The sequence below is a fragment of the Streptomyces sp. NPDC020875 genome, assembly GCF_040641415.1.
Lineage (GTDB): Bacteria > Actinomycetota > Actinomycetes > Streptomycetales > Streptomycetaceae > Streptomyces.
The window spans coordinates 73,075-92,543 of the sequence record NZ_JBFADP010000008.1; the positions used below are offsets into that span (position 1 = coordinate 73,075).

At 71.3% G+C, this 19,469-nt stretch carries 17 protein-coding genes; 10 read left to right on the forward strand and 7 right to left on the reverse strand.

Annotated features, from left to right (window positions below; genetic code table 11):
* Positions 1 to 83 precede the first annotated feature (83 nt).
* Positions 84 to 1,472 (reverse strand): aspartate aminotransferase family protein, encoded by a 1,389-nt coding sequence (locus AB0G74_RS06795; RefSeq protein WP_361141446.1) that lies wholly within the window; start codon positions 1,470 to 1,472, stop codon positions 84 to 86.
* The gene (locus AB0G74_RS06800; RefSeq protein WP_361141447.1) at positions 1,457 to 1,972 is read right to left on the reverse strand and encodes an Lrp/AsnC family transcriptional regulator; all 516 of its coding nucleotides are present in this window, start codon (positions 1,970 to 1,972) and stop codon (positions 1,457 to 1,459) included. The genes AB0G74_RS06795 and AB0G74_RS06800 overlap by 16 nt, the downstream gene beginning before the upstream one ends.
* 202 nt (positions 1,973 to 2,174) lie before the next feature.
* Between AB0G74_RS06800 and AB0G74_RS06805 the strand changes: the two genes are divergently transcribed.
* Positions 2,175 to 3,611, forward strand: a complete 1,437-nt coding sequence (locus AB0G74_RS06805; protein ID WP_361141570.1) for a gamma-aminobutyraldehyde dehydrogenase — start codon at positions 2,175 to 2,177, stop codon at positions 3,609 to 3,611.
* A 135-nt stretch (positions 3,612 to 3,746) separates the two neighbouring features.
* Here AB0G74_RS06805 and AB0G74_RS06810 read toward each other — a convergent pair whose 3' ends face one another.
* The 3 genes from AB0G74_RS06810 to AB0G74_RS06820 form a co-directional block, all read right to left on the reverse strand.
* A complete protein-coding gene (locus tag AB0G74_RS06810) occupies positions 3,747 to 4,577 on the reverse strand; it encodes an SAM-dependent methyltransferase (RefSeq protein ID WP_361141448.1) in 831 nt (276 codons plus the stop codon).
* 67 nt (positions 4,578 to 4,644) lie between these two features.
* Positions 4,645 to 5,379, reverse strand: a complete 735-nt coding sequence (locus tag AB0G74_RS06815; RefSeq protein WP_361141450.1) for a glycerophosphodiester phosphodiesterase — start codon at positions 5,377 to 5,379, stop codon at positions 4,645 to 4,647.
* A gap of 90 nt (positions 5,380 to 5,469) precedes the next feature.
* Positions 5,470 to 6,504 (reverse strand): adenosine deaminase, encoded by a 1,035-nt coding sequence (locus tag AB0G74_RS06820; RefSeq protein ID WP_361141452.1) that lies wholly within the window; start codon positions 6,502 to 6,504, stop codon positions 5,470 to 5,472.
* 175 nt (positions 6,505 to 6,679) lie between these two features.
* Here AB0G74_RS06820 and AB0G74_RS06825 point away from each other — a divergent pair, with 175 nt between their 5' ends.
* Complete coding sequence (locus AB0G74_RS06825) at positions 6,680 to 7,510, forward strand: DUF4190 domain-containing protein (protein WP_361141454.1); 831 nt, start codon at positions 6,680 to 6,682, stop codon at positions 7,508 to 7,510.
* A gap of 168 nt (positions 7,511 to 7,678) precedes the next feature.
* On the opposite strand, the gene AB0G74_RS06830 is transcribed toward AB0G74_RS06825, so the two are convergent.
* Positions 7,679 to 8,224 carry an NADAR family protein gene (locus AB0G74_RS06830; protein WP_361141456.1) on the reverse strand — a complete coding sequence of 182 codons (546 nt, stop codon included), beginning with the start codon at positions 8,222 to 8,224 and terminating at the stop codon, positions 7,679 to 7,681.
* Positions 8,225 to 8,501: 277 nt separating this feature from the next.
* Between AB0G74_RS06830 and AB0G74_RS06835 the strand changes: the two genes are divergently transcribed.
* The 8 genes from AB0G74_RS06835 (at position 8,502) to AB0G74_RS06870 (ending at position 18,717) form a co-directional block, all read left to right on the forward strand.
* Entirely contained in the window at positions 8,502 to 10,007 is a 1,506-nt protein-coding gene (locus tag AB0G74_RS06835) for a gamma-aminobutyraldehyde dehydrogenase (protein ID WP_361141458.1), read from the forward strand.
* A 44-nt stretch (positions 10,008 to 10,051) separates the two neighbouring features.
* Entirely contained in the window at positions 10,052 to 11,299 is a 1,248-nt protein-coding gene (locus tag AB0G74_RS06840) for a spermidine/putrescine ABC transporter substrate-binding protein (RefSeq protein WP_361141460.1), read from the forward strand.
* Positions 11,300 to 11,418: 119 nt separating this feature from the next.
* Complete coding sequence (locus tag AB0G74_RS06845) at positions 11,419 to 12,717, forward strand: ABC transporter ATP-binding protein (protein WP_361141462.1); 1,299 nt, start codon at positions 11,419 to 11,421, stop codon at positions 12,715 to 12,717.
* Entirely contained in the window at positions 12,714 to 13,661 is a 948-nt protein-coding gene (locus AB0G74_RS06850) for an ABC transporter permease (protein ID WP_361141464.1), read from the forward strand. Before AB0G74_RS06845 ends, AB0G74_RS06850 begins: the two co-directional genes overlap by 4 nt.
* Before the next feature lie 5 nt (positions 13,662 to 13,666).
* A complete protein-coding gene (locus AB0G74_RS06855) occupies positions 13,667 to 14,467 on the forward strand; it encodes an ABC transporter permease (RefSeq protein WP_361141572.1) in 801 nt (266 codons plus the stop codon).
* 55 nt (positions 14,468 to 14,522) lie between these two features.
* Positions 14,523 to 15,959 carry an FAD-dependent oxidoreductase gene (locus AB0G74_RS06860; protein WP_361141574.1) on the forward strand — a complete coding sequence of 479 codons (1,437 nt, stop codon included), beginning with the start codon at positions 14,523 to 14,525 and terminating at the stop codon, positions 15,957 to 15,959.
* A 291-nt stretch (positions 15,960 to 16,250) separates the two neighbouring features.
* Complete coding sequence (locus AB0G74_RS06865; protein ID WP_361141466.1) at positions 16,251 to 16,766, forward strand: hypothetical protein; 516 nt, start codon at positions 16,251 to 16,253, stop codon at positions 16,764 to 16,766.
* A gap of 172 nt (positions 16,767 to 16,938) precedes the next feature.
* Entirely contained in the window at positions 16,939 to 18,717 is a 1,779-nt protein-coding gene (locus AB0G74_RS06870) for a glycoside hydrolase family 18 protein (protein WP_361141576.1), read from the forward strand.
* Here the strand turns inward: AB0G74_RS06870 and AB0G74_RS06875 are convergent.
* Positions 18,705 to 19,286 (reverse strand): phosphatase PAP2 family protein, encoded by a 582-nt coding sequence (locus AB0G74_RS06875; protein WP_361141468.1) that lies wholly within the window; start codon positions 19,284 to 19,286, stop codon positions 18,705 to 18,707. The genes AB0G74_RS06870 and AB0G74_RS06875 overlap by 13 nt on opposite strands.
* Positions 19,287 to 19,469 lie beyond the last annotated feature (183 nt).

The following is a 19,469-nucleotide window of genomic DNA, read 5'->3' on the forward strand; positions in this document are numbered from 1 at the left end:
AACCACACGGCCCGGGTGCGCGCCATCCACTCGGATGGGCGTACCCGGGCCGTGGTCCGGTCGGCGGGTTGCCGCCGGGGTGCTCAGAGCTTGGTCCACGCCTCCGTGAGAACGGTCCGCAGCACGGCCTCGATCTCGTCGAAGGTGGACTGGTCGGCGATGAGCGGCGGGGCGAGCTGGATCACCGGGTCGCCGCGGTCGTCGGCCCGGCAGTACAGGCCGTTCTCGAAGAGGGCCTTGGAGAGGAAGCCGTAGAGGACGCGCTCGGTCTCCTCGTCGGTGAAGGTCTCCTTGGTGGCCTTGTCCTTGACCAGTTCGATGCCGTAGAAGAAGCCGTTGCCGCGGACGTCGCCGACGATCGGCAGGTCGTACAGCTTCTCCAGGGTGGCCTTGAAGGCGCCCTCGTTGTCGAGGACGTGCTGGTTGAGGCCCTCGCGCTCGAAGATGTCGAGGTTGGCGATGCCGACCGCGGCGGAGACCGGGTGGCCGCCGAAGGTGTAGCCGTGCAGGAACGTGTTGTCGCCCTGGTAGAACGGCTCGGCGATCCGGTCCGAGACGATGCAGGCGCCGATCGGGGAGTAGCCCGAGGTCATGCCCTTGGCGCAGGTGATCATGTCCGGGACGTAGCCGAACTTGTCGCAGGCGAAGGTGGTGCCGAGCCGGCCGAAGGCGCAGATGACCTCGTCGGAGACGAGCAGTACGTCGTACTGGTCGCAGATCTCGCGGACCCGCTGGAAGTATCCGGGCGGCGGCGGGAAGCAGCCGCCGGCGTTCTGCACCGGCTCCAGGAAGACCGCGGCGACGGTCTCCGGGCCCTCGAAGAGGATCTCCTGCTCGATCTGGTCGGCGGCCCAGCGGCCGAACGCCTCGGGGTCGTCGCCGTGGATCGGGGCGCGGTAGATGTTGGTGTTGGGCACCTTGTGCGCGCCGGGGACCAGCGGCTCGAAGGGGGCCTTCAGGGCCGGGAGGCCGGTGATGGACAGGGCGCCCTGCGGGGTGCCGTGGTACGCCACCGCCCGCGAGATCACCTTGTACTTGGTGTGCTGCCCGCGGAGCTTCCAGTACTGCTTGGCCAGCTTCCAGGCGGTCTCGACGGCCTCGCCGCCGCCGGTGGTGAAGAAGACCTTGTTGAGGTCGCCGGGGGCCTCGTTCGCCAGCCGTTCGGCCAGTTCGACGGCCTTCGGGTGGGCGTAGGACCACACCGGGAAGAACGCCAGCTCCTGGGCCTGCTTGTAGGCGGTCTCGGCCAGTTCGACCCGGCCGTGTCCGGCGTTGACCACGAAGAGCCCGGCCAGGCCGTCTATGTAGCGCTTGCCCTGGTCGTCGTAGATGTAGGTGCCCTCACCGCGGACGATGGTGGGGACGGGGGAGTTCTCGTACGACGACATGCGGGTGAAGTGCATCCACAGGTGGTCGTAGGCGGTCTTTGACAGGTCGCTGCGGTCCTTGCTCACGGCTATCGGGATCCCCACATGTAGGTCTGCTTCTTGAGCTTGAGATAGACGAAGCTCTCGGTGGACCGCACACCGGGGAGCGCGCGAATCCGTTTGTTGATCACTTCGAGCAGGTGGTCGTCGTCCTCGCAGACGATCTCCACCATCAGGTCGAAGGAGCCCGCGGTCATCACCACGTACTCGCATTCGGCCATGGCCGTCAGCGCGTCCGCCACGGGGTCGAGGTCGCCCTCCACCCGGATGCCGACCATCGCCTGGCGGCGGAAGCCCACGGTGAGCGGGTCCGTCACGGCGACGATCTGCATGACGCCCTGGTCGAGCAGCTTCTGCACCCGCTGGCGCACCGCCGCCTCGGAGAGGCCGACGGCCTTGCCGATGGCGGCGTAGGGACGGCGTCCGTCCTCCTGGAGCTGTTCGATGATCGCGAGGGACACGGCGTCGATCGCCGGGGAGTGTGTGCTCCCGGCGGACCCGTTCCTGGAGTCTGCGCTTCGACTGGCCACCTCTTCACTCTGCACGGGACTCCTCCGTCTCGCAAGCCCCGAGCGATGAAATTCGTTGTTCAAGGGCGCTATGGATACTGAATCCGAAGGTGGGGTGGGTCGGGGCTGTCGAAAGCGTTACTGGACGGTTTAGGGTGGACTGAACTGGGTGGAACCTCACCCGGGCACGGAGAAGAACCGACCTGACAAGGCCGTCAGATCAGGAGGGGTGGCAACAGTGACCACCGAGCCGCGTCGTCTGCGCAACTACATCAACGGGGAGTTCCGGGACGCCGCCGACGGGCGGACGATCGATGTCATCAACCCGGCCACCGGCGAGGTCTACGCCACCTCCCCGCTCTCCGGCCAGGCGGACGTCGATGCCGCCATGGAGGCCGCCGCCGCCGCGTTCCCCGCCTGGCGCGACGCCACCCCCGCCGAGCGCCAGCGGGTCCTCCTCAAGATCGCGGACGCCTTCGAGGAGCGGGCGGAGGAGCTGATCGCGGTCGAGTCGGAGAACACCGGCAAGCCGCTGGAGCTGGTCCGGACCGAGGAGATCCCGCCGATGGTCGACCAGATCCGGTTCTTCGCGGGCGCCGCCCGGATGCTGGAGGGCCGCTCCGCCGGTGAGTACATGGAGGGCCTGACCTCCATCGTTCGCCGTGAGCCGGTCGGCGTCTGCGCGCAGGTCGCGCCGTGGAACTACCCGATGATGATGGCCGTGTGGAAGTTCGCCCCGGCGCTCGCCGCGGGCAACACGGTCGTCCTCAAGCCCTCGGACACCACCCCCGCCTCCACCGCCCTGTTCGCCGAGATCATCGGCGCGATCGTGCCCAAGGGCGTCTTCAACGTGATCTGCGGCGACCGGGACACCGGCCGCGCCATGGTGGAGCACCCGACGCCCGCGATGGCGTCCATCACCGGCTCCGTACGGGCCGGGATGCAGGTCGCCGAGTCCGCCGCCAAGGACCTCAAGCGGGTCCATCTGGAGCTGGGCGGCAAGGCGCCCGTCGTGGTCTTCGAGGACACGGACATTCCCAAGGCCGTCGAGGACATCGCCGTCGCGGGCTACTTCAACGCCGGACAGGACTGTACGGCCGCCACCCGCGTCCTGGTCCAGGAGTCCATCCACGACGAGTTCGTCGCCGCCCTCGCCGCCGCCGCGGCCGAGACGAAGACCGGCGCCCCCGACGAGGACGTGCTCTACGGCCCGCTGAACAACGCCAACCAGCTCGCCCAGGTCACCGGCTTCATCGAGCGGCTGCCCGCGCACGCCAAGGTCGAGGCGGGCGGCCACCGGGTCGGCGACAAGGGCTACTTCTACGCCCCGACCGTGGTCTCCGGCCTGAAGCAGGACGACGAGATCATCCAGAACGAGGTCTTCGGCCCGGTCATCACCGTCCAGTCCTTCACCGACGAGGCGCAGGCGCTGGAGTACGCCAACGGGGTCGAGTACGCCCTGGCGTCCTCGGTCTGGACCAAGGACCACGGCCGGGCGATGCGGATGTCCAAGGCGCTCGACTTCGGCTGCGTCTGGATCAACACGCATATCCCGCTGGTCGCCGAGATGCCGCACGGCGGCTTCAAGAAGTCGGGTTACGGCAAGGACCTGTCGGCGTACGGCTTCGACGACTACACCCGGATCAAGCACGTGATGACGTCCCTGGACGCCTGACCGGCACCGGCACCGGAGCCGTAACGGCAGCCGGTACGGAACGAGGGGCGCGGGCCCGGTCCCGCGCCCCTTCGCCGTACCCGGTGCGCCCGTGGCAGCCGACGGCCGCCGGGCGCCCCCGGGGCCGTACCGGCGCTACGGCTTGCGGGCCACCGCGCCGTACTGCGCCACCACCGGCGGCAGCGACCCGTCCGGCGCGGGCTCGGGACGCCAGCGGGAGCAGGAGACCAGCCCCGGCTCCAGCAGCTCCAGACCGTCCAGGAACGAGGCGATCTCCGCCCCCGTACGCGCCCTGATCGGCGGTGTCGCGTTCTCGTTCCAGAACGCCATCGCCTCCGCGTTCCCCTCGCCGCCCAGCTCCAGCGTCGGATGGGTGAGCACCAGATAACTCCCCGACGGCACCGCGGCCATCAGCGTCCGGACCACCGACCTCGCCTGCTCCGTGTCCAGTACGAAGTTGAGGATGCCCAGCATGATCACGGCGATCGGCCGGTCCGGGTCGAGCGTCGGCCGCAGCGCCCCCACGATGACCGCCGGATCGTGGGCGTCCGCGTCGATGTACTCCGTCCGGCCCTGCGCCGACGAGGTCAGCAGCGCCCGGGCGTGGGTCAGCACGATCGGGTCGTTGTCGACATAGACGACCCGGGACTCCGGCGCCACCCGCTGCGCCACCTCATGGGTGTTCTGCACGGTCGGCAGCCCGGTGCCGATGTCCAGGAACTGCCGGATCCCCGCCTCCGCGGCCAGGAACGTCACCACCCGGCCCAGGAACGCCCGGTCGGCGCGGGCGACCTCGCCGATACTCGGATAGAGGCCGGTGACATGGTCGCCGACCGCGCGGTCCACCGGATAGTTGTCCTTGCCGCCCAGCCAGTGGTTCCACACCCGGGCGTTGTGCGCCACATCCGTACGGATCCTGCTGTCACCCACCGGAATCTGCGGTTCCCCGGGTTCGTTCGGGCTCATGGCGCTCCTCCGTGCGGTCGGTGCGGTCGGTGCCGGGCGGCGGATCCGGCGCGCGGCCGGACGGTCATCATGCCGGACCGTCCGCCGCCGGACCCGGTGAACGGCCCGGTGAACGGCCCGGCGGACGGTCGCCGAGGACGGAACGGAGGACGGCGACCCGGTTGGTAGTGATCGAATCGACCCCCGCCGCGACCAGCCGCCGCATGGTGCGCCGGGTGTCCGCCGTCCAGGCCGACACCAGCAGCCCCTCCCCGTGCAGCCGGTCCGTCAGGGCCCGGCTCACCAGCCCGAACCGGTAGTTCAGGGTCCGCGGCCGGACCGCGGCCAGCAGCACCGGCCGGGGCGGGGCGAGCGTCGTCCAGGTCAGGGCGATCTCGGCGGCCGGATCGGCCTCCCGGACCGCGAGCATCGTCGCCGGACCCGCGCAGTAGTACGCCGAATCCGCCGCGCCCGCCGCCCGGACCGTACCCACCACCGCGCGGACCGCCGCCCGGTCCGCGCCGGGCAGATCCAGCATCACCCGGGCCCCGGCCGCCGTGATCACCGCCAGAGCCCCGGCGAGATCCGGCACCCCGCCGCCGGTCAGCCCGGCGACCTCGGCCCGGGACAGCCGGGACAGCGGTACGTCCCGGCGCCAGAGCCGCTTCAGGGTCGCGTCGTGGAGCAGTACGGGCACGCCGTCGGCGGTGAGCCGGACGTCGATCTCCACCGCGTCCGCGCCGTGCGCCAGGGCGGAACGGAGCGATGCCAGGGTGTTCTCCCGGACGCGGTACGGGTCGCCCCGGTGCGCGACCGCGACCACCGGGCGCGCCGGGGCATCCCGCCCGGACCCCGGGAGGAGGCGCTCCGGGAGGGATTCCGGTACGGCGCGGGGGCCGTCGGCCGCCATCGGTCAGTCGCCCGGCGCCGCGAGCCAGGCGGTGGTGTAGGCGTCGATCTCCGCGGCGATCCGCTCCTTGCCCGCCGGGTCCAGGAAGCTCGCCGTGACCGCGTTCTTCGCCAGCTCGGCCACGCCCCGCTCGTCCAGGCCGAGCAGCCGGGCCGCCACCTCGTACTCGGTATTGAGATCCGTACCGAACATCGGCGGGTCGTCGCTGTTCACCGTGACCACCACTCCGGCGGCCACCAGCTCCCGGATCGGGTGCTCCGCCAGATCGGCCACCGCCCGGGTGGCGATATTGGAGGTCGGGCAGACCTCCAGCGGGATCCCGTGCTCGGCGAGATGGGCCACCAGTCGGGGGTCCTTCACGGCGCTGGTGCCGTGGCCGATCCGCTCGGCGCGCAGCTCGGTCAGGGCCTCCCAGATCGTCTCCGGGCCCGTGGTCTCGCCCGCGTGCGGCACCGAGCGCAGCCCGGCCGCGATCGCCCGGTCGAAGTACGGCTTGAACTGGGCCCGGGGCACCCCGATCTCCGGCCCGCCGAGCCCGAACGAGACCAGCCCCTCCGGCCGCAGATCCACCGCCAGCCGGGTCGTGACCTCGGCGGACTCCAGACCGGCCTCACCGGGGATGTCGAAGCACCAGCGCAGTACGACCCCCAGCTCCCGCTCGGCCGCCAGCCGGGCGTCCTCGATGGCCGCCATGAAGGCCCGCTCGTCGATGCCCCGGCGCACCGAGCTGTACGGCGTGATCGTCAGCTCGGCGTAGCGGATGTTCTGCCGGGCCATGTCGCGGGCGACCTCGAAGGTCAGCAGCCGGACGTCCTCCGGGGTGCGGATCAGGTCCACCACCGAGAGATAGACGTCGATGAAGTGCGCGAAGTCGGTGAAGGTGAAGTACCTGGTGAGCGCGGCGGGATCGGTGGGAACCCGGGAGTCCGGATGGCGCGCGGCCAGCTCGGCGACGATCCGCGGGGACGCCGAACCGACGTGATGGACATGCAGCTCGGCCTTGGGCAGCCCGGCCACGAACGGGCGGAGATCGGACATCGAGGCAACTTCTCCTGTGATCGGCTGATCGGTCGGAAGGGGCCGCGGACACGCCCCGGGCCCGCGATCATCGTAGGCCGCCCCGACGTATCACGGAGCGGCGCCCGTACCATGGCGGTACGAAGATCCGAGGGGCGCCCGGGCACCGGGCGCACGGGGAGATCGGGGGGAACCGATGACGGAACGGCCGAGCGGGAACGCGCCGGAGGACCGCGACCCCTGGGCGGTGCCGGAGGACGGCACGGCCCGGGACGGCGACCGGGCCCCCGGCAGGGGGGCCGAACGGAGCGCCGACCGGGGTACGAACCCGGCCGCGGGCCCGGACCTCACCAAGCGGTCGGCGGACGGCGCCGGGGCCGTACCGCCCGTAGCCGGTACGGGGCCGCACGATCTGCCGACGATGACGTCCCTGCCCTCGGCGGGACCGGCGCCGGTGGCCGGGACAGGGGCCGGAGCGGGATCGGGCGCCGGGGCCGTACCGCCGCCGACCGCGCCCGGCGGCCCGGGACGCTTCATGGGCGGCACGCCGTACGACACCCGGGGAACCGCGGACCTCTACGGTGCCTACACCCCGGACTCCGGCTATCAGGCGCCGCGCCCGGTCGCCCCGCCGGTCCACCCCCAGCTGCCGGTCTTCCCCGAGTCCTTCGGCTGGTCGACGCCGGAGGCCAAGCAGAACACCATGGGCACCGCGTCCCTGGTCCTCGGGATCTGCTCCGTGGTGATGTTCTGCGTCTTCGGGCTGAATCTGGTGCTGGGCGTACTGGCCGTGGTCTTCGGGGTCCTCGGCCGCAAGCGGGTCCGCCGGGGCGAGGCCGACAACGGGTCCCAGGCGACGGCGGGTCTCGTCCTCGGGGTGATCGGAACGGCGGCCGGGCTGCTGCTGGTCAGCCTCTCCTTGTGGGCCAGCTCCGACAGCGGCAGCTCGTACGAAGAGCGGAGCGCGGCCACGGCCGTGGTCACCGTCGTGGCGGACACGGAGGGCGGGGCCGCTTCCGGGCGCTGACCCGCCTCCCCGGGCCGGATCACCGGCCGTCATCCGCACAGCAGGGCCTTCGGCGGCCCGGCCGGACACCCGGCCGGGCCGCCGGGTCGTTTCCGCGCGCCCGTACGCCTTGTACGCCGCCGCGCCCGTACGTCTCCGGGCCCGTACGCCCCCGTCCGGCCCCGGGCGTCATCCGGCCCGCAGCTCCTCCCGGGCCTCCATCAACGCGAAGCCGAGGAGATTCAGGCCCCGCCAGCGCTCCGGGTCCGCCGCCCGCTCGTCGTCGGCGGTGAGCCCGATACCCCAGATCCGGTCCTTGGGGCTGGCCTCGACCAGCACCCGGTCGCCGGTCCCCAGCAGATAGGCCCTCAGCTCCGGGTCCTGCCCGAACTTGTGCACATTGCCGGTCCGGACGATCCCCGACCGCTCCCGCCGCCACACCGTCTCGTCGAAGCCGCGCACCAGTCCGCCCGCGCGCTTCGCCTCGGCCGGATGCCCGGCCTCCAGGGCCATCCGCTCGGCCGCCGCGTCCCCGAACAGCCGGGCCTTGGACGCCATCATCCAGTGCTCCGCCGTCGCGTAACGCACCTCGTCGACCACGAAGGGTGACGGCCACCACTGGCTGAGGCAGCTCGCCGCGATCCGGCCGTCGGGGCGTGGCGTGTTCCCCCAGAAGAAGATGAATTTCCGGTGCTCACCCTGTCTGACCTGGGCGATCAGTTGATCCCTGTCCATACACGCAAGTGTGGCAGCCGCCACTGACACTTCGTAGCGGTATTTCCGGGGGGACGCGACACATGGTCGACCGAATCCGTCGCGTAATCAAAAGGCAACTACGGAATCCCTTGTTGGGGGCGGAGGGCTCTGTCAGGATCGGCACTCACTTGCCGCTTGTTCCACATTCAAGCGGTGACAGGGTGGGCGACACCGGACCGTCGGCATGCAATTGCATGCCCGTACCGTCGGCGAAATCCACCCGACGGTATTTCCGCCCGGGACTACGGAGAGCGTCATGGGGAACCGATTCCAGGTGCTGGACCGCTTCGCGGACGGCGCGCAGTACATCGGCGGAGAGATCCGGCCGGGCGGTTCGGGGAAGGTCCAGCCGATCGTCGACCCGGCCAGCGGCGACACCGTCCACCGGTATACGACCGCCGGGCCCGCCGAGGTCGACGCGGCCGTCGCCGCCGCCCGGGCCGCACTGCCGGACTGGGCCGGGGCCACCCCCGCCGAGCGCTCCGACGCGCTGCGCCGGCTGGCCGCCGTCCTCGCCGAACGGGCCGGTGACTTCGCCCGGGTCGAATCCCTCCAGTGCGGCAAGCCGATCAAGCTCTGCAACGAGTTCGACGTCCCCGGCACCGTCGACAACGCCGCCTTCTTCGCGGGCGCGGCCCGGCATCTCCAGGGCCAGTCGGCCGGGGAGTACAGCGGTGACCACACCTCGTACGTCCGCCGGGAACCGATCGGGGTGATCGGCTCGATCGCCCCCTGGAACTACCCCCTCCAGATGGCCGGGTGGAAGATCCTCCCGGCCATCGCCGCCGGAAACACGGTCGTCCTCAAGCCCGCCGAGATCACCCCGCTGACCTCGGTGATGTTCGCCCAGGCCGCGACCGACGCGGGGCTGCCGCCCGGGGTCGTCAATGTGGTCTCCGGAACCGGCCGGGACGCCGGGGAGCACCTGGTCCGCCATCCCGACGTCGCCATGGTCTCCTTCACCGGCTCCACCGCCGTCGGCAAACGGGTCGGGGCCCTCGCCACCGACTCCGTCAAACGCCTCCATCTCGAACTCGGCGGCAAGGCGCCCTTCGTGGTCTTCGACGACGCCGACCCGGAGGCCGCGATCCAGGGCGCCGTAGCCGGGGCCCTGATCAACTCGGGCCAGGACTGCACGGCCGCCACCCGGGTCTATGTGCAGCGGCCCCTGTACCGGCGGATCCTGGAGGGCATCGCCGACACCATGGCGGGCGTCCGGCTCGGCGACCCCTTCGACCCCGCCACCGATCTCGGCCCGCTGGTCTCGCAGGCCCACCGCGACCGGGTCGCCGGATTCGTGGAGCGGGCCCGGTCCCACGCCACGGTCGTCACCGGCGGCAAGGCCCCCTGCGAGCAGGGCGCCTACTATCTGCCGACGCTGATCGCCGACGCCGCGCAGCACAGCGAGATCGTCCAGGCCGAGATCTTCGGGCCGGTGCTGGTGATCCTGCCCTTCGACACCGACGACGAGGGCATCGCCCTCGCCAACGACACCCCCTACGGACTCGCCGCCTCCGCCTGGACCCGGGACGTCTTCCGGGCGAACCGGGCCACCCGGGAGATCGCGGCGGGCTGCGTCTGGATCAACGACCACATTCCGATCATCAGCGAGATGCCGCACGGCGGATATCGGGCCTCCGGCTTCGGCAAGGACATGTCGATGTACTCCTTCGAGGAGTACACGCAGGTCAAGCACGTCATGTTCGACAACACGGCGGTGGCCCGCAAGGACTGGCACCGCACGGTCTTCGGGGACAGATAGCCGGCCGCCGGCCGCGGCCGACCCACTGCGAAAGGGCAGAGCGCATGGACCATCACGAGCCCGAGGCCCCCTCCGCCGCCCAGCTGGCGGCGATCCGACGCACCCTGACGAGCGGCCGGGGCGCCCTGACCCGGCGCTCCACCCTGCGGGCCCTGGGCGCCGGAGTACTCACCGCCGGGGGCGCGGCGGCCCTCACCGCCTGCGGCATCCCGCCCGCCAAACGCGACGGCGGGGCCGAGGACACCGACGACCGCTCGGCGAAGGAGAAGACGGTGATCTTCTCCAACTGGACCGAGTACATGGACACCGGCGACGACAAGAAGACCCGGCCGACCCTTGCCGCCTTCACCCGTCGGACCGGGATATCGGTCAAGTACACCGAGGACATCAACGACAACGTCGAGTTCTTCGGCAAGATCCGGCCGCAGCTCGCCGCCGGGCAGGAGACCGGCCGCGATCTGATCAACCTCACCGACTGGCTGGCGGCCCGGATGATCCGCCTCGGCTGGGTGCAGAAGCTCGACCCGGCCCTGCTGCCGAACGCCTACGCCAATCTCTCCCCCCAGTTCCGCCGCCCCGACTGGGACCCGGGCCGGGCCCACTCGTACCCCTGGACCGGGATCTCCGCCGTGATCGCCTACAACATCAGGGCGACCGGCGGGAAGAAGGTCGACTCGGTGAGCCAGCTCCTGGACGACCCCGCACTCAAGGGCCGGGTCGGCTTCCTCACCGAGATGCGCGACACCGTCGGGATGACCCTGCTCGACCTCGGCAAGAACCCCGGGAAGTTCACCGACGCCGACTACGGCGAGGCGATCGGACGGCTCCAGAAGGGCGTCGACCGGAAGCAGATCCGCCGCTTCCACGGCAACGACTACACCGCCGACCTCTCCAAGGGCGATATCGCCGCATGTGTCGCCTGGGCCGGGGACGTCATCCAGCTCCAGGCCGACAACCCCGACATCCGGTACGCCATCCCCGCCGCCGGATACATCACCTCCACCGACAATCTGCTGGTACCCGCCGGGGCCCGGCACCGGGCCAACGCCACCCGGCTGATCGACTACTACTACGAGCGCCCGGTCGCCGCCCGGCTCGCCGCGTACATCAACTACGTCTGCCCGGTCGAGGGCGTCAGTACCGAACTCGGGAAGATCGATCCGGCGCTGGCCCGGAACACCCTGATCGTCCCGGACCGGGCCATGGCCGCGAAGTCCCATGCCTTCCGCTCCCTGAGCGACGCGGAGGAGAAGGCGTACGAGGAGAAGTTCGCCAAGCTCATCGGCGCCTGACGGCGTCCGGCCCGGGCCCGCCCGCTCCGGCCCGGTCCGCTTTCCCCGCCTCCGGCCCGCCCGCCCCGGCCACGGGGCCCGTGCTCCCGCCCCCTCCGACGACCCTGGGACCGCCACCCATGACAGAGACCGACACCACCGGCGGCGACGTCCGCCTCACCGGCATCAGCAAGACCTACGGGTCCTTCACCGCCGTCCACCCGCTCGACCTCACCGTCCCGCACGGCTCGTTCTTCGCCCTGCTCGGCGCCTCCGGCTGCGGCAAGACCACCACCCTGCGGATGATCGCCGGACTGGAGGAGCCCAGTACCGGCACCGTCCGGCTCGGCGACCGGGACGTCACCCATCTGCCGCCGCACAAACGGCCCGTCAACACGGTCTTCCAGAGCTATGCCCTCTTCCCGCATCTGACGATCTTCGAGAACATCGCGTTCGGGCTGCGCCGCCGGGGAATCCGCTCCGTACGGAAGCAGGTCGGCGAGATGCTCGACCTGGTCCAGCTCGGCGACTTCAAGGACCGCAAGCCGCATCAGCTCTCCGGCGGCCAGCAGCAGCGGGTCGCGGTCGCCCGCGCGCTGATCAACCACCCCCGGGTGCTGCTCCTGGACGAACCGCTGGGCGCGCTCGACCTCAAACTCCGCCGCCGGATGCAGCTGGAACTCAAGCGGATCCAGACCGAGGTCGGCATCACCTTCGTCCATGTCACCCACGACCAGGAGGAGGCCATGACCATGGCCGACACGGTCGCGGTGATGAACGGCGGCCGGGTCGAGCAACTGGGCGCGCCCGCCGAGCTGTACGAGACCCCGCACACCCCGTTCGTCGCCAACTTCCTCGGCAGCTCCAATCTGATCGAGGCCGAGATCGTCTCGGTGACCGGGGGAGTGGTGGTGGCCACCGCCGGGGAGACCGTGCTGCGGCTGCCCGCCGGGCGCTGCGCCGCCACCCCGGTCGCCGGACGGAAGCTGCTGGTCGGGGTGCGGCCGGAGAAGATAGCCCTGGCCCACGCCGATGACGCGGCCGGGATCGACGGTACGCGGAATCGTTTCAGCGGAACGATCAGGGCGGCCGGGTTCATCGGTGTCTCCACCCAGTACGTCATCGACAGCCCGGCGGCCGGCACCCTCGACGTCTACGTCCAGAACCTCGAACGCGACAGCAGACTGGCGCCCGGGGCCGAGGTCGTCCTGCACTGGAACCCCGACCACACCTTCGCCCTCGACACCGACCGGCCCGCCGACGAGGGCACCCCCGACACCGGGGTCCCGGCGGGCACGGTCGGCACCCCGCGCCCGGCCCCGGAAGCCCCGGACCCGAAGGCCGCCAAGGCCGCGAAGGACGCCGCTGATCCGGCCGAGGACCCGGCGGAGGATCCGGCCGACGGCAAGAAGGCGGGCGCGGCGGAGGCCGCCGGATGAGCGCCGCCACCGCCCCCGCCACGAAGCCCGGGGCCCCGCCGGACGGCCTCGGCCCCGCCCCCGTACCGCACCGGCGCTCCGTGCGCCGCCGACTGGTGCCGTACTGGCTGCTGCTCCCCGGCATCCTCTGGCTGCTGGTCTTCTTCGCCCTGCCGCTGGTCTACCAGGCGTCGACCTCCGTCCAGACCGGCTCCCTCGAAGAGGGCTACCGGGTCACCTGGCACTTCGCCACCTATGCCGACGCCTTCGCCGAGTACTGGCCGCACTTCGTCCGCTCGGTGCTCTACGCGGGCACCGCGACCCTGCTCTGTCTGCTGCTCGGCTATCCGCTGGCGTATCTGATCGCCTTCCGGGCCGGACGCTGGCGCCATCTGCTGCTCGTCCTGGTCATCGCGCCGTTCTTCACCAGCTTCCTGATCCGGACCCTGGCGTGGAAGACGATCCTGGCCGACGGCGGACCGGTCGTGGACGTCCTCGACACCGTCGGCTTCCTGGCCGTCACCGACTGGCTGGGGATGACCGACGGCTCCCGGGTGCTCGCCACCCCGCTGGCCGTCGTCACCGGTCTGACGTACAACTTCCTGCCCTTCATGATCCTGCCGCTCTATACGTCCCTGGAGCGGATCGACCACCGGCTGCACGAGGCCGCCGGTGATCTCTACGCCACCCCGGCCACCACCTTCCGGAAGGTCACCTTCCCGCTGTCGCTGCCGGGTGTGGTCTCCGGCACCCTGCTGACCTTCATCCCCGCCAGCGGCGACTACATCAACGCCGAACTCCTCGGCTCCACCGACACCAAGATGGTGGGCAATGTCATCCAGTCGCAGTTCCTGAGAGTGCTCGACTACCCGACCGCCGCCGCGTTGTCGTTCCTGCTCATGGCCATTGTGCTGATCATGGTCTCGGTCTACATCAGACGGGCCGGAACGGAGGAGCTGCTGTGACCCCTGTGACGAAGGCGGGCGGCTGGCTCCGCCGCAATCTGGTGGTCCTCGCGGGGCTCGCCACCCTCGGCTATCTGATCCTGCCGAACGTCGTCGTGATGGTGTTCTCCTTCAACAAGCCCGCCGGGAAGTTCAACTACTCGTGGCGGGAGTTCTCCACCGACGCCTGGCGGGACCCGTGCGGGGTCGCCGACCTCTGCGGTTCCCTCGGGCTGTCGCTGCGGATCGCCTTCTTCGCCACCCTGGCCGCCACCGTCCTCGGCACGATGATCGCCTTCGCCCTGGTCCGCTACCGGTTCCGGGCCCGGGGCGCGGTCAACTCGCTGATCTTCCTGCCGATGGCGATGCCCGAGGTCGTGATGGCCGCGTCCCTGCTGACCCTCTTCCTCAACCTGGGCGCCGAACTCGGCCCGTTGACCGTACTGATCGCCCACACCATGTTCTGTCTCAGCTTCGTGGTGGTCGCGGTCAAGGCCCGGGTGCTCTCGATGGACCCCCGGCTGGAGGAGGCCGCGCGGGACCTCTACGCCGGACCCGTCCAGACCTTCCTCCGGGTGACGCTGCCGATCGCGGCCCCCGGGATCGCGGCGGGCGCCCTGCTCGCCTTCGCGCTCTCCTTCGACGACTTCATCATCACCAACTTCACCTCGGGCAACAGCGTCACCTTCCCGATGTTCGTCTGGGGCTCGGCCCAGCGGGGCACACCCGTACAGATCAATGTCATCGGGACCGCGATGTTCGTCCTCGCCGTACTGATCGTCGTCGTCGGCCGGCTGGTCGCCGACCGGCGGCGGAAGACCGGATGACCCCGACACCCACCGCACCCCCAGCCGAGGAGTGGAGACCATGGCCCCAGGCGCCATGACAGCGACACCGTCCGACCGTGCTGCCGACGCCCTGGCGGCGGCCTCCCTGGCCGGAGTCAGACCCGTACCGTTCTGGCTGGACGACCCGGCCCGGCCCGCCGCCGAGGCCGCGCTCACCGGCGACGAACACTGCGGACTGCTGGTCGTCGGCGGCGGCTACAGCGGACTGTGGACCGCCCTGATCGCCAAGGAGCGCGATCCCGGCCTCGACGTCGTACTGATCGAGGGGAGCGAGACCGGCTGGGCCGCCTCCGGCCGCAACGGCGGATTCTGCGCCGCCTCCCTCACCCACGGCCTCGGCAACGGCATCGCCCGCTGGCCCGGCGAGATCCGGCGGCTGGAGGAGCTGGGAGCGGCCAATCTCGACGCCATCGAGGAGAGCGTCGGACGGTACGGCATCGACTGCGACTTCGAACGCACCGGCGCCATCGACGTGGCGACCGAGCCGTACCAGGTGGCGGAGCTGGCGGCGGCGTACGACGAGGCCCGGCGGTACGGGATCGAGGGCCTGGAGCTGCTGGACGCCGGGGCCGTCCGGGCCGAGGTCGACTCGCCCCGCTTCCTCGGCGGACTCCTCGACCGGCGCGGCACCGCGATGCTCCACCCGGCCAAGCTGGTCTGGGGGCTGAAGCGGGCCTGTCTGGAGCGGGGCGTACGGATCTACGAGAACACCCGGGGCCTCGAACTCGCCGCCGAACGCTCCGGCCCCCGGATGGCCGTCCGCACCCCCTACGGCCGGATCTTCGCCGACCGGGTCGCGCTGGGGACCAATGTCTTCCCGTCGCTGGTCAAGCGGGTACGGCCGTACACCGTCCCGGTCTACGACTACGCCCTGACGACCGAACCGCTGACCGACGCCCAGCTCGCCGCGATCGGCTGGCGCGGACGGCAGGGCCTCGGCGACTCCGCCAACCAGTTCCACTACTTCCGGCTCACCGCCGACCGGCGGGTGCTGTGGGGCGGCTACGACGCGATCTACCCGTTCGGCGGCCGGCTCAGCGCCGAACTGGACCACCGGCCCGAGACGTACCTCAAACTCGCCCGGCACTTCTTCCGGTACTTCCCCCAGCTGGAAGGGGTCCGCTTCAGCCACGCCTGGGGCGGGGCGATCGACACCTGCTCCCGGTTCTCCGCCTTCTTCGGCACCGCGCACGGCGGCCGGGTGGCCTACGCCGCCGGATACACCGGCCTCGGGGTCGGCGCGAGCCGCTTCGGGGCGGAGGTGATGCTCGATCTGCTGGCCGGATCGCGGACCGAGCGGACGGAGCTGGAGATGGTCAGGACCAAGCCGCTGCCGTTCCCGCCGGAGCCGGTCGCCTGGGCCGGGATCGGGCTCACCAAATGGTCGCTGGCCCGCGCGGACGCCGACGCGGGACGGCGCAACCTCTGGCTGCGGACCATGGACCGGCTGGGGCTCGGCTTCGACAGCTGACGAGTCAGCACGCGGCTTCGACAGCCGACAGCCGACGGCCGAGACCGGGTCCGGGCCGCTCCCGGTGTCCGGACCGGACCACCTCGGCCGCCGGGACCGGCTCGCCTCCGGCGCCGGACCACCTCCGGCGCCGGGCCGCCGCCCGGGCGGCGGCCCCGCCCGGCCGGGGTGCGTCAGGTCGCGCGTGACGCAGTTCACTACTGGTTGGTAGCCCGAAGTCGCGTCATCATCCCGGCCCCGGCCGCTCTCCCTCGTGAAGGCAGTACCCGACACGAGAGGGACGGTGGCGAAATGACCGGTACGCGCGGCAGGACCGCGGTGGAGTGGCTGGTGACGGCCGCTCCGGACCCCGAAGGCTGCCGATGGGAGTGGGAGCGCCACCCGCTGGGCGTCGCGCTGCTCCCGGCGGGCCGCCGCTGGGACGTCCTGATCGTCCCCGGCGAGCTGGGCCGCCCCGCCCTCGACGTCCTCGACCGGCTGACGGACCGTCCGGGGCCGGTACTCCTCGATCTCGGCGCCTACCGGACCGGGTTCTTCGTCCCCGCCGGGACCGCCGCCCGCTGGGTCGGGACCGGTGTCAGGGCCGCCGGACGCGGCACCTGGATCGTCGTCCCGTACCCCGGCCGGGCCACCGGCGGCGGAATCCGCTGGCTGGTGCCGCCGGACGGATCCGGGGCGCTGACCGACCCGGCGCTGCTGGAGCTGGCGCTGCACGAGGCGGCGGCGGTCACGGGGCGCGGCGACGGCCCGCCGGGGCCCCGCTCCGGCCCCGGGCCGGGCCCGTCGGACCCCGGAGGGCGGCGTTGAGACCGGGCGCGGGCGGGGGAGGCCGTGCCGGAAGCCTTGACAAGGCTATTGGTCTGGACCAAATTGTGCCTCCCCCGCCCCGCTTCCAACCCCCCACTTCCTGGAGGCAGTTGTGGTACGCGTCAGAACCACCGGGAACCGCCGTCATGTCCGGAGCCGGCTCGGCAGACTTCTGGCCGCCGTCGCGGCCGGAGCCCTCACCGTCACCGGACTCGTCGCCACCGCGACCCCCGCCAGCGCCGCCGACTCCGAACTCGCCGTCAACGGCGGCTTCGAGGCCGGAATCGGCGGCTGGACCTGCTCAGCCAACACCGGAACCGCTGTCACCACCCCCGTCAGAACCGGCACCGGCGCGCTCAAGGCCACCCCCGCGGGCTCCGACAACGCCCGGTGCGCCCAGACCGTCAACGTCCAGCCGAACTCCACCTACAGCCTCAGCGGCTGGGTGCAGGGCGGCTATGTCTATCTCGGCGTCACCGGCACCGGCACCACCGACGTCTCCACCTGGACCCCGTCGGCGGCGAGCTGGCAGAAGCTCTCCACCACCTTCCGTACCGGCCCCGCCACCGGCTCCGTCACCATCTACACCCACGGCTGGTACGGCACCCCGGCCTACCACGCCGACGACATCTCCCTCTTCGGACCCGGCGGCGGCCCCGTCGTCGTACCCACCGCCCCCACCGGGGTGACCGCCGGATCCCCCGGCTCCACCACCGTCCCGCTTGCCTGGAACCCGGTCTCCGGGGCCACCGGCTACCACGTCTACCGGGGCAACGACCGGGTCGCCTCCAGCGCCTCCGCGTCCGCCCACGTCACCGGACTGACCCCCTCCACCACCTACGACTTCGAGGTCACCGCCGTCAACAGCGCCGGTGAGTCACCCCGTTCGACGGCCGTAAGGGTCACCACGACCAGCGGTGGAGGCGGCGACGGCGGGCTCCCGCCGCACGCCCTCGTGGGCTATCTCCACACCAGCTTCGCCAACGGCTCCGGCTACACCCGGATGGCCGATGTCCCCGACTCCTGGGACGTCATCAACCTCGCCTTCGGCGAACCGACCTCCGTCACCTCCGGTGACATCCGGTTCTCCCTCTGCCCGGTGACCGAGTGCCCCAACGTCGAGTCGGTCGCCGACTTCAAGACCGCGATCAAGGCGAAGCAGGCCGCGGGCAAGAAGGTGCTGATCTCCATCGGCGGCCAGAACGGGCAGGTCCAGCTCGCCTCCACCGGCGCCCGGGACGCCTTCGTCAGCTCGGTCTCCCGGATCATCGACGAGTACGGCCTCGACGGTCTCGACATCGACTTCGAGGGCCACTCCCTCTCGCTGAACACCGGTGACACCGACTTCCGCAGCCCGACCACGCCCGTGATCGTCAATCTGATCTCGGCGGTCAAGACGCTGAAGGCCAAGTACGGCGCCAAGTTCGTGCTCACCATGGCCCCGGAGACCTTCTTCGTCCAGCTCGGCTACCAGTTCTACGGCTCCGGCCCCTGGGGCGGACAGGACCCGCGCGCCGGTTCGTACCTCCCGGTCATCCACGCCCTGCGGGACGACCTGACCCTGCTCCACGTCCAGCACTACAACTCCGGCCCGATCATGGGCCTCGACAACCAGTACCACACCATGGGCGGCGCCGATTTCCACATCGCCCTGACGGACATGCTGCTCACCGGCTTCCCGGTGGCCGGGAACACGGCCCGGATGTTCCCGCCGCTCCGCCCCGAACAGGTCGCCATCGGGATGCCCGCGTCCACCCAGGCGGGCAACGGCCACACCCCGCCCGCCGAGGTCAACAAGGCGCTGGACTGCCTCACCAAGCGGGTCAACTGCGGTTCGTACCAGACCCACGGCACCTGGCCCGCACTCCGCGGCCTGATGTCCTGGTCGATCAACTGGGACCGCTTCAACCAGTTCGAGTTCTCCCGGAACTTCGACGCCTACCGCTGGTAGCCGACCTCCGGCGGCGGCCCGCGGAAGACCAGCGGGAGCAGCGCGCCGAAGAGGCACCAGCTGCCGATGACATCCAGCGGCCAGTGATAGCCGCGGAGTACGAGACCGATGCCCGCCGCCAGGGTCAGCACCCCGGCGGCGGGCATCGCCCATCCCCGGGCCCGGTCCGGAAGCGCCGGGCGGAGCAGTAGGGCCGCCGCGCCGAACGCCACCACGGCGGTGGCGGCGTGCCCTGACGGGTAGTAGCCGGTCGCGTCGGTCAGCGGCCCCGGCCGGTCCAGCAGCGCCTTCAGGGGGACTACCAGGGCCGGTACGGCGGCGATCGTGAGGGCGGCGCGCGGGGCCGCGTACCGTACGGTCGTACCGCCGCGCCACACGGAGTACCCGGCCGCGGCGATCAGTACCGCCAGCGCCACCGGCACATTGCCGAGATCGGCGAGGAGTTCGGTGAACGGCTCGGGGCCGCGGCCAGCGACCGCCCGCGACCAGCGTTCGTCGAGGGCGCGCAACGGGCCGTCGACGGCGATCTGCCAGGTCACCAGGGCGAAGAGCAGTAGCAGCGACAACACGAGAACCGGCTGTTTCGGGACAGGGGGGGTAGTCCCGAAACAGCCGGTGAGACCGGGCCGCCGCGCGCCCCGGGGGGTTTGGGGCGAGCGGCCGTCCGATCGGTGAGGAGTCCCGGAGCCGAAGGCTCCGGCGCTGTGCGCCAAGGCACGTCCGGGACGGTGCTGGGGATGCGCCGACCCGGC

Excerpts from the sequence above, each read along its gene's own strand:
- AB0G74_RS06845 (WP_361141462.1), top strand. The coding sequence starts at position 11,419 with ATGACAGAGACCGACACCACCGGCGGCGACGTCCGCCTCACCGGCATC.
- AB0G74_RS06810 (WP_361141448.1), bottom strand. The coding sequence starts at position 4,577 with ATGAGCCCGAACGAACCCGGGGAACCGCAGATTCCGGTGGGTGACAGC.
- AB0G74_RS06830 (WP_361141456.1), bottom strand. The coding sequence starts at position 8,224 with ATGGACAGGGATCAACTGATCGCCCAGGTCAGACAGGGTGAGCACCGG.
- AB0G74_RS06820 (WP_361141452.1), bottom strand. The coding sequence starts at position 6,504 with ATGTCCGATCTCCGCCCGTTCGTGGCCGGGCTGCCCAAGGCCGAGCTG.
- AB0G74_RS06825 (WP_361141454.1), top strand. The coding sequence starts at position 6,680 with ATGACGGAACGGCCGAGCGGGAACGCGCCGGAGGACCGCGACCCCTGG.
- AB0G74_RS06850 (WP_361141464.1), top strand. The coding sequence starts at position 12,714 with ATGAGCGCCGCCACCGCCCCCGCCACGAAGCCCGGGGCCCCGCCGGAC.
- AB0G74_RS06865 (WP_361141466.1), top strand. The coding sequence starts at position 16,251 with ATGACCGGTACGCGCGGCAGGACCGCGGTGGAGTGGCTGGTGACGGCC.
- AB0G74_RS06860 (WP_361141574.1), top strand. The coding sequence starts at position 14,523 with ATGACAGCGACACCGTCCGACCGTGCTGCCGACGCCCTGGCGGCGGCC.
- AB0G74_RS06835 (WP_361141458.1), top strand. The coding sequence starts at position 8,502 with ATGGGGAACCGATTCCAGGTGCTGGACCGCTTCGCGGACGGCGCGCAG.
- AB0G74_RS06840 (WP_361141460.1), top strand. The coding sequence starts at position 10,052 with ATGGACCATCACGAGCCCGAGGCCCCCTCCGCCGCCCAGCTGGCGGCG.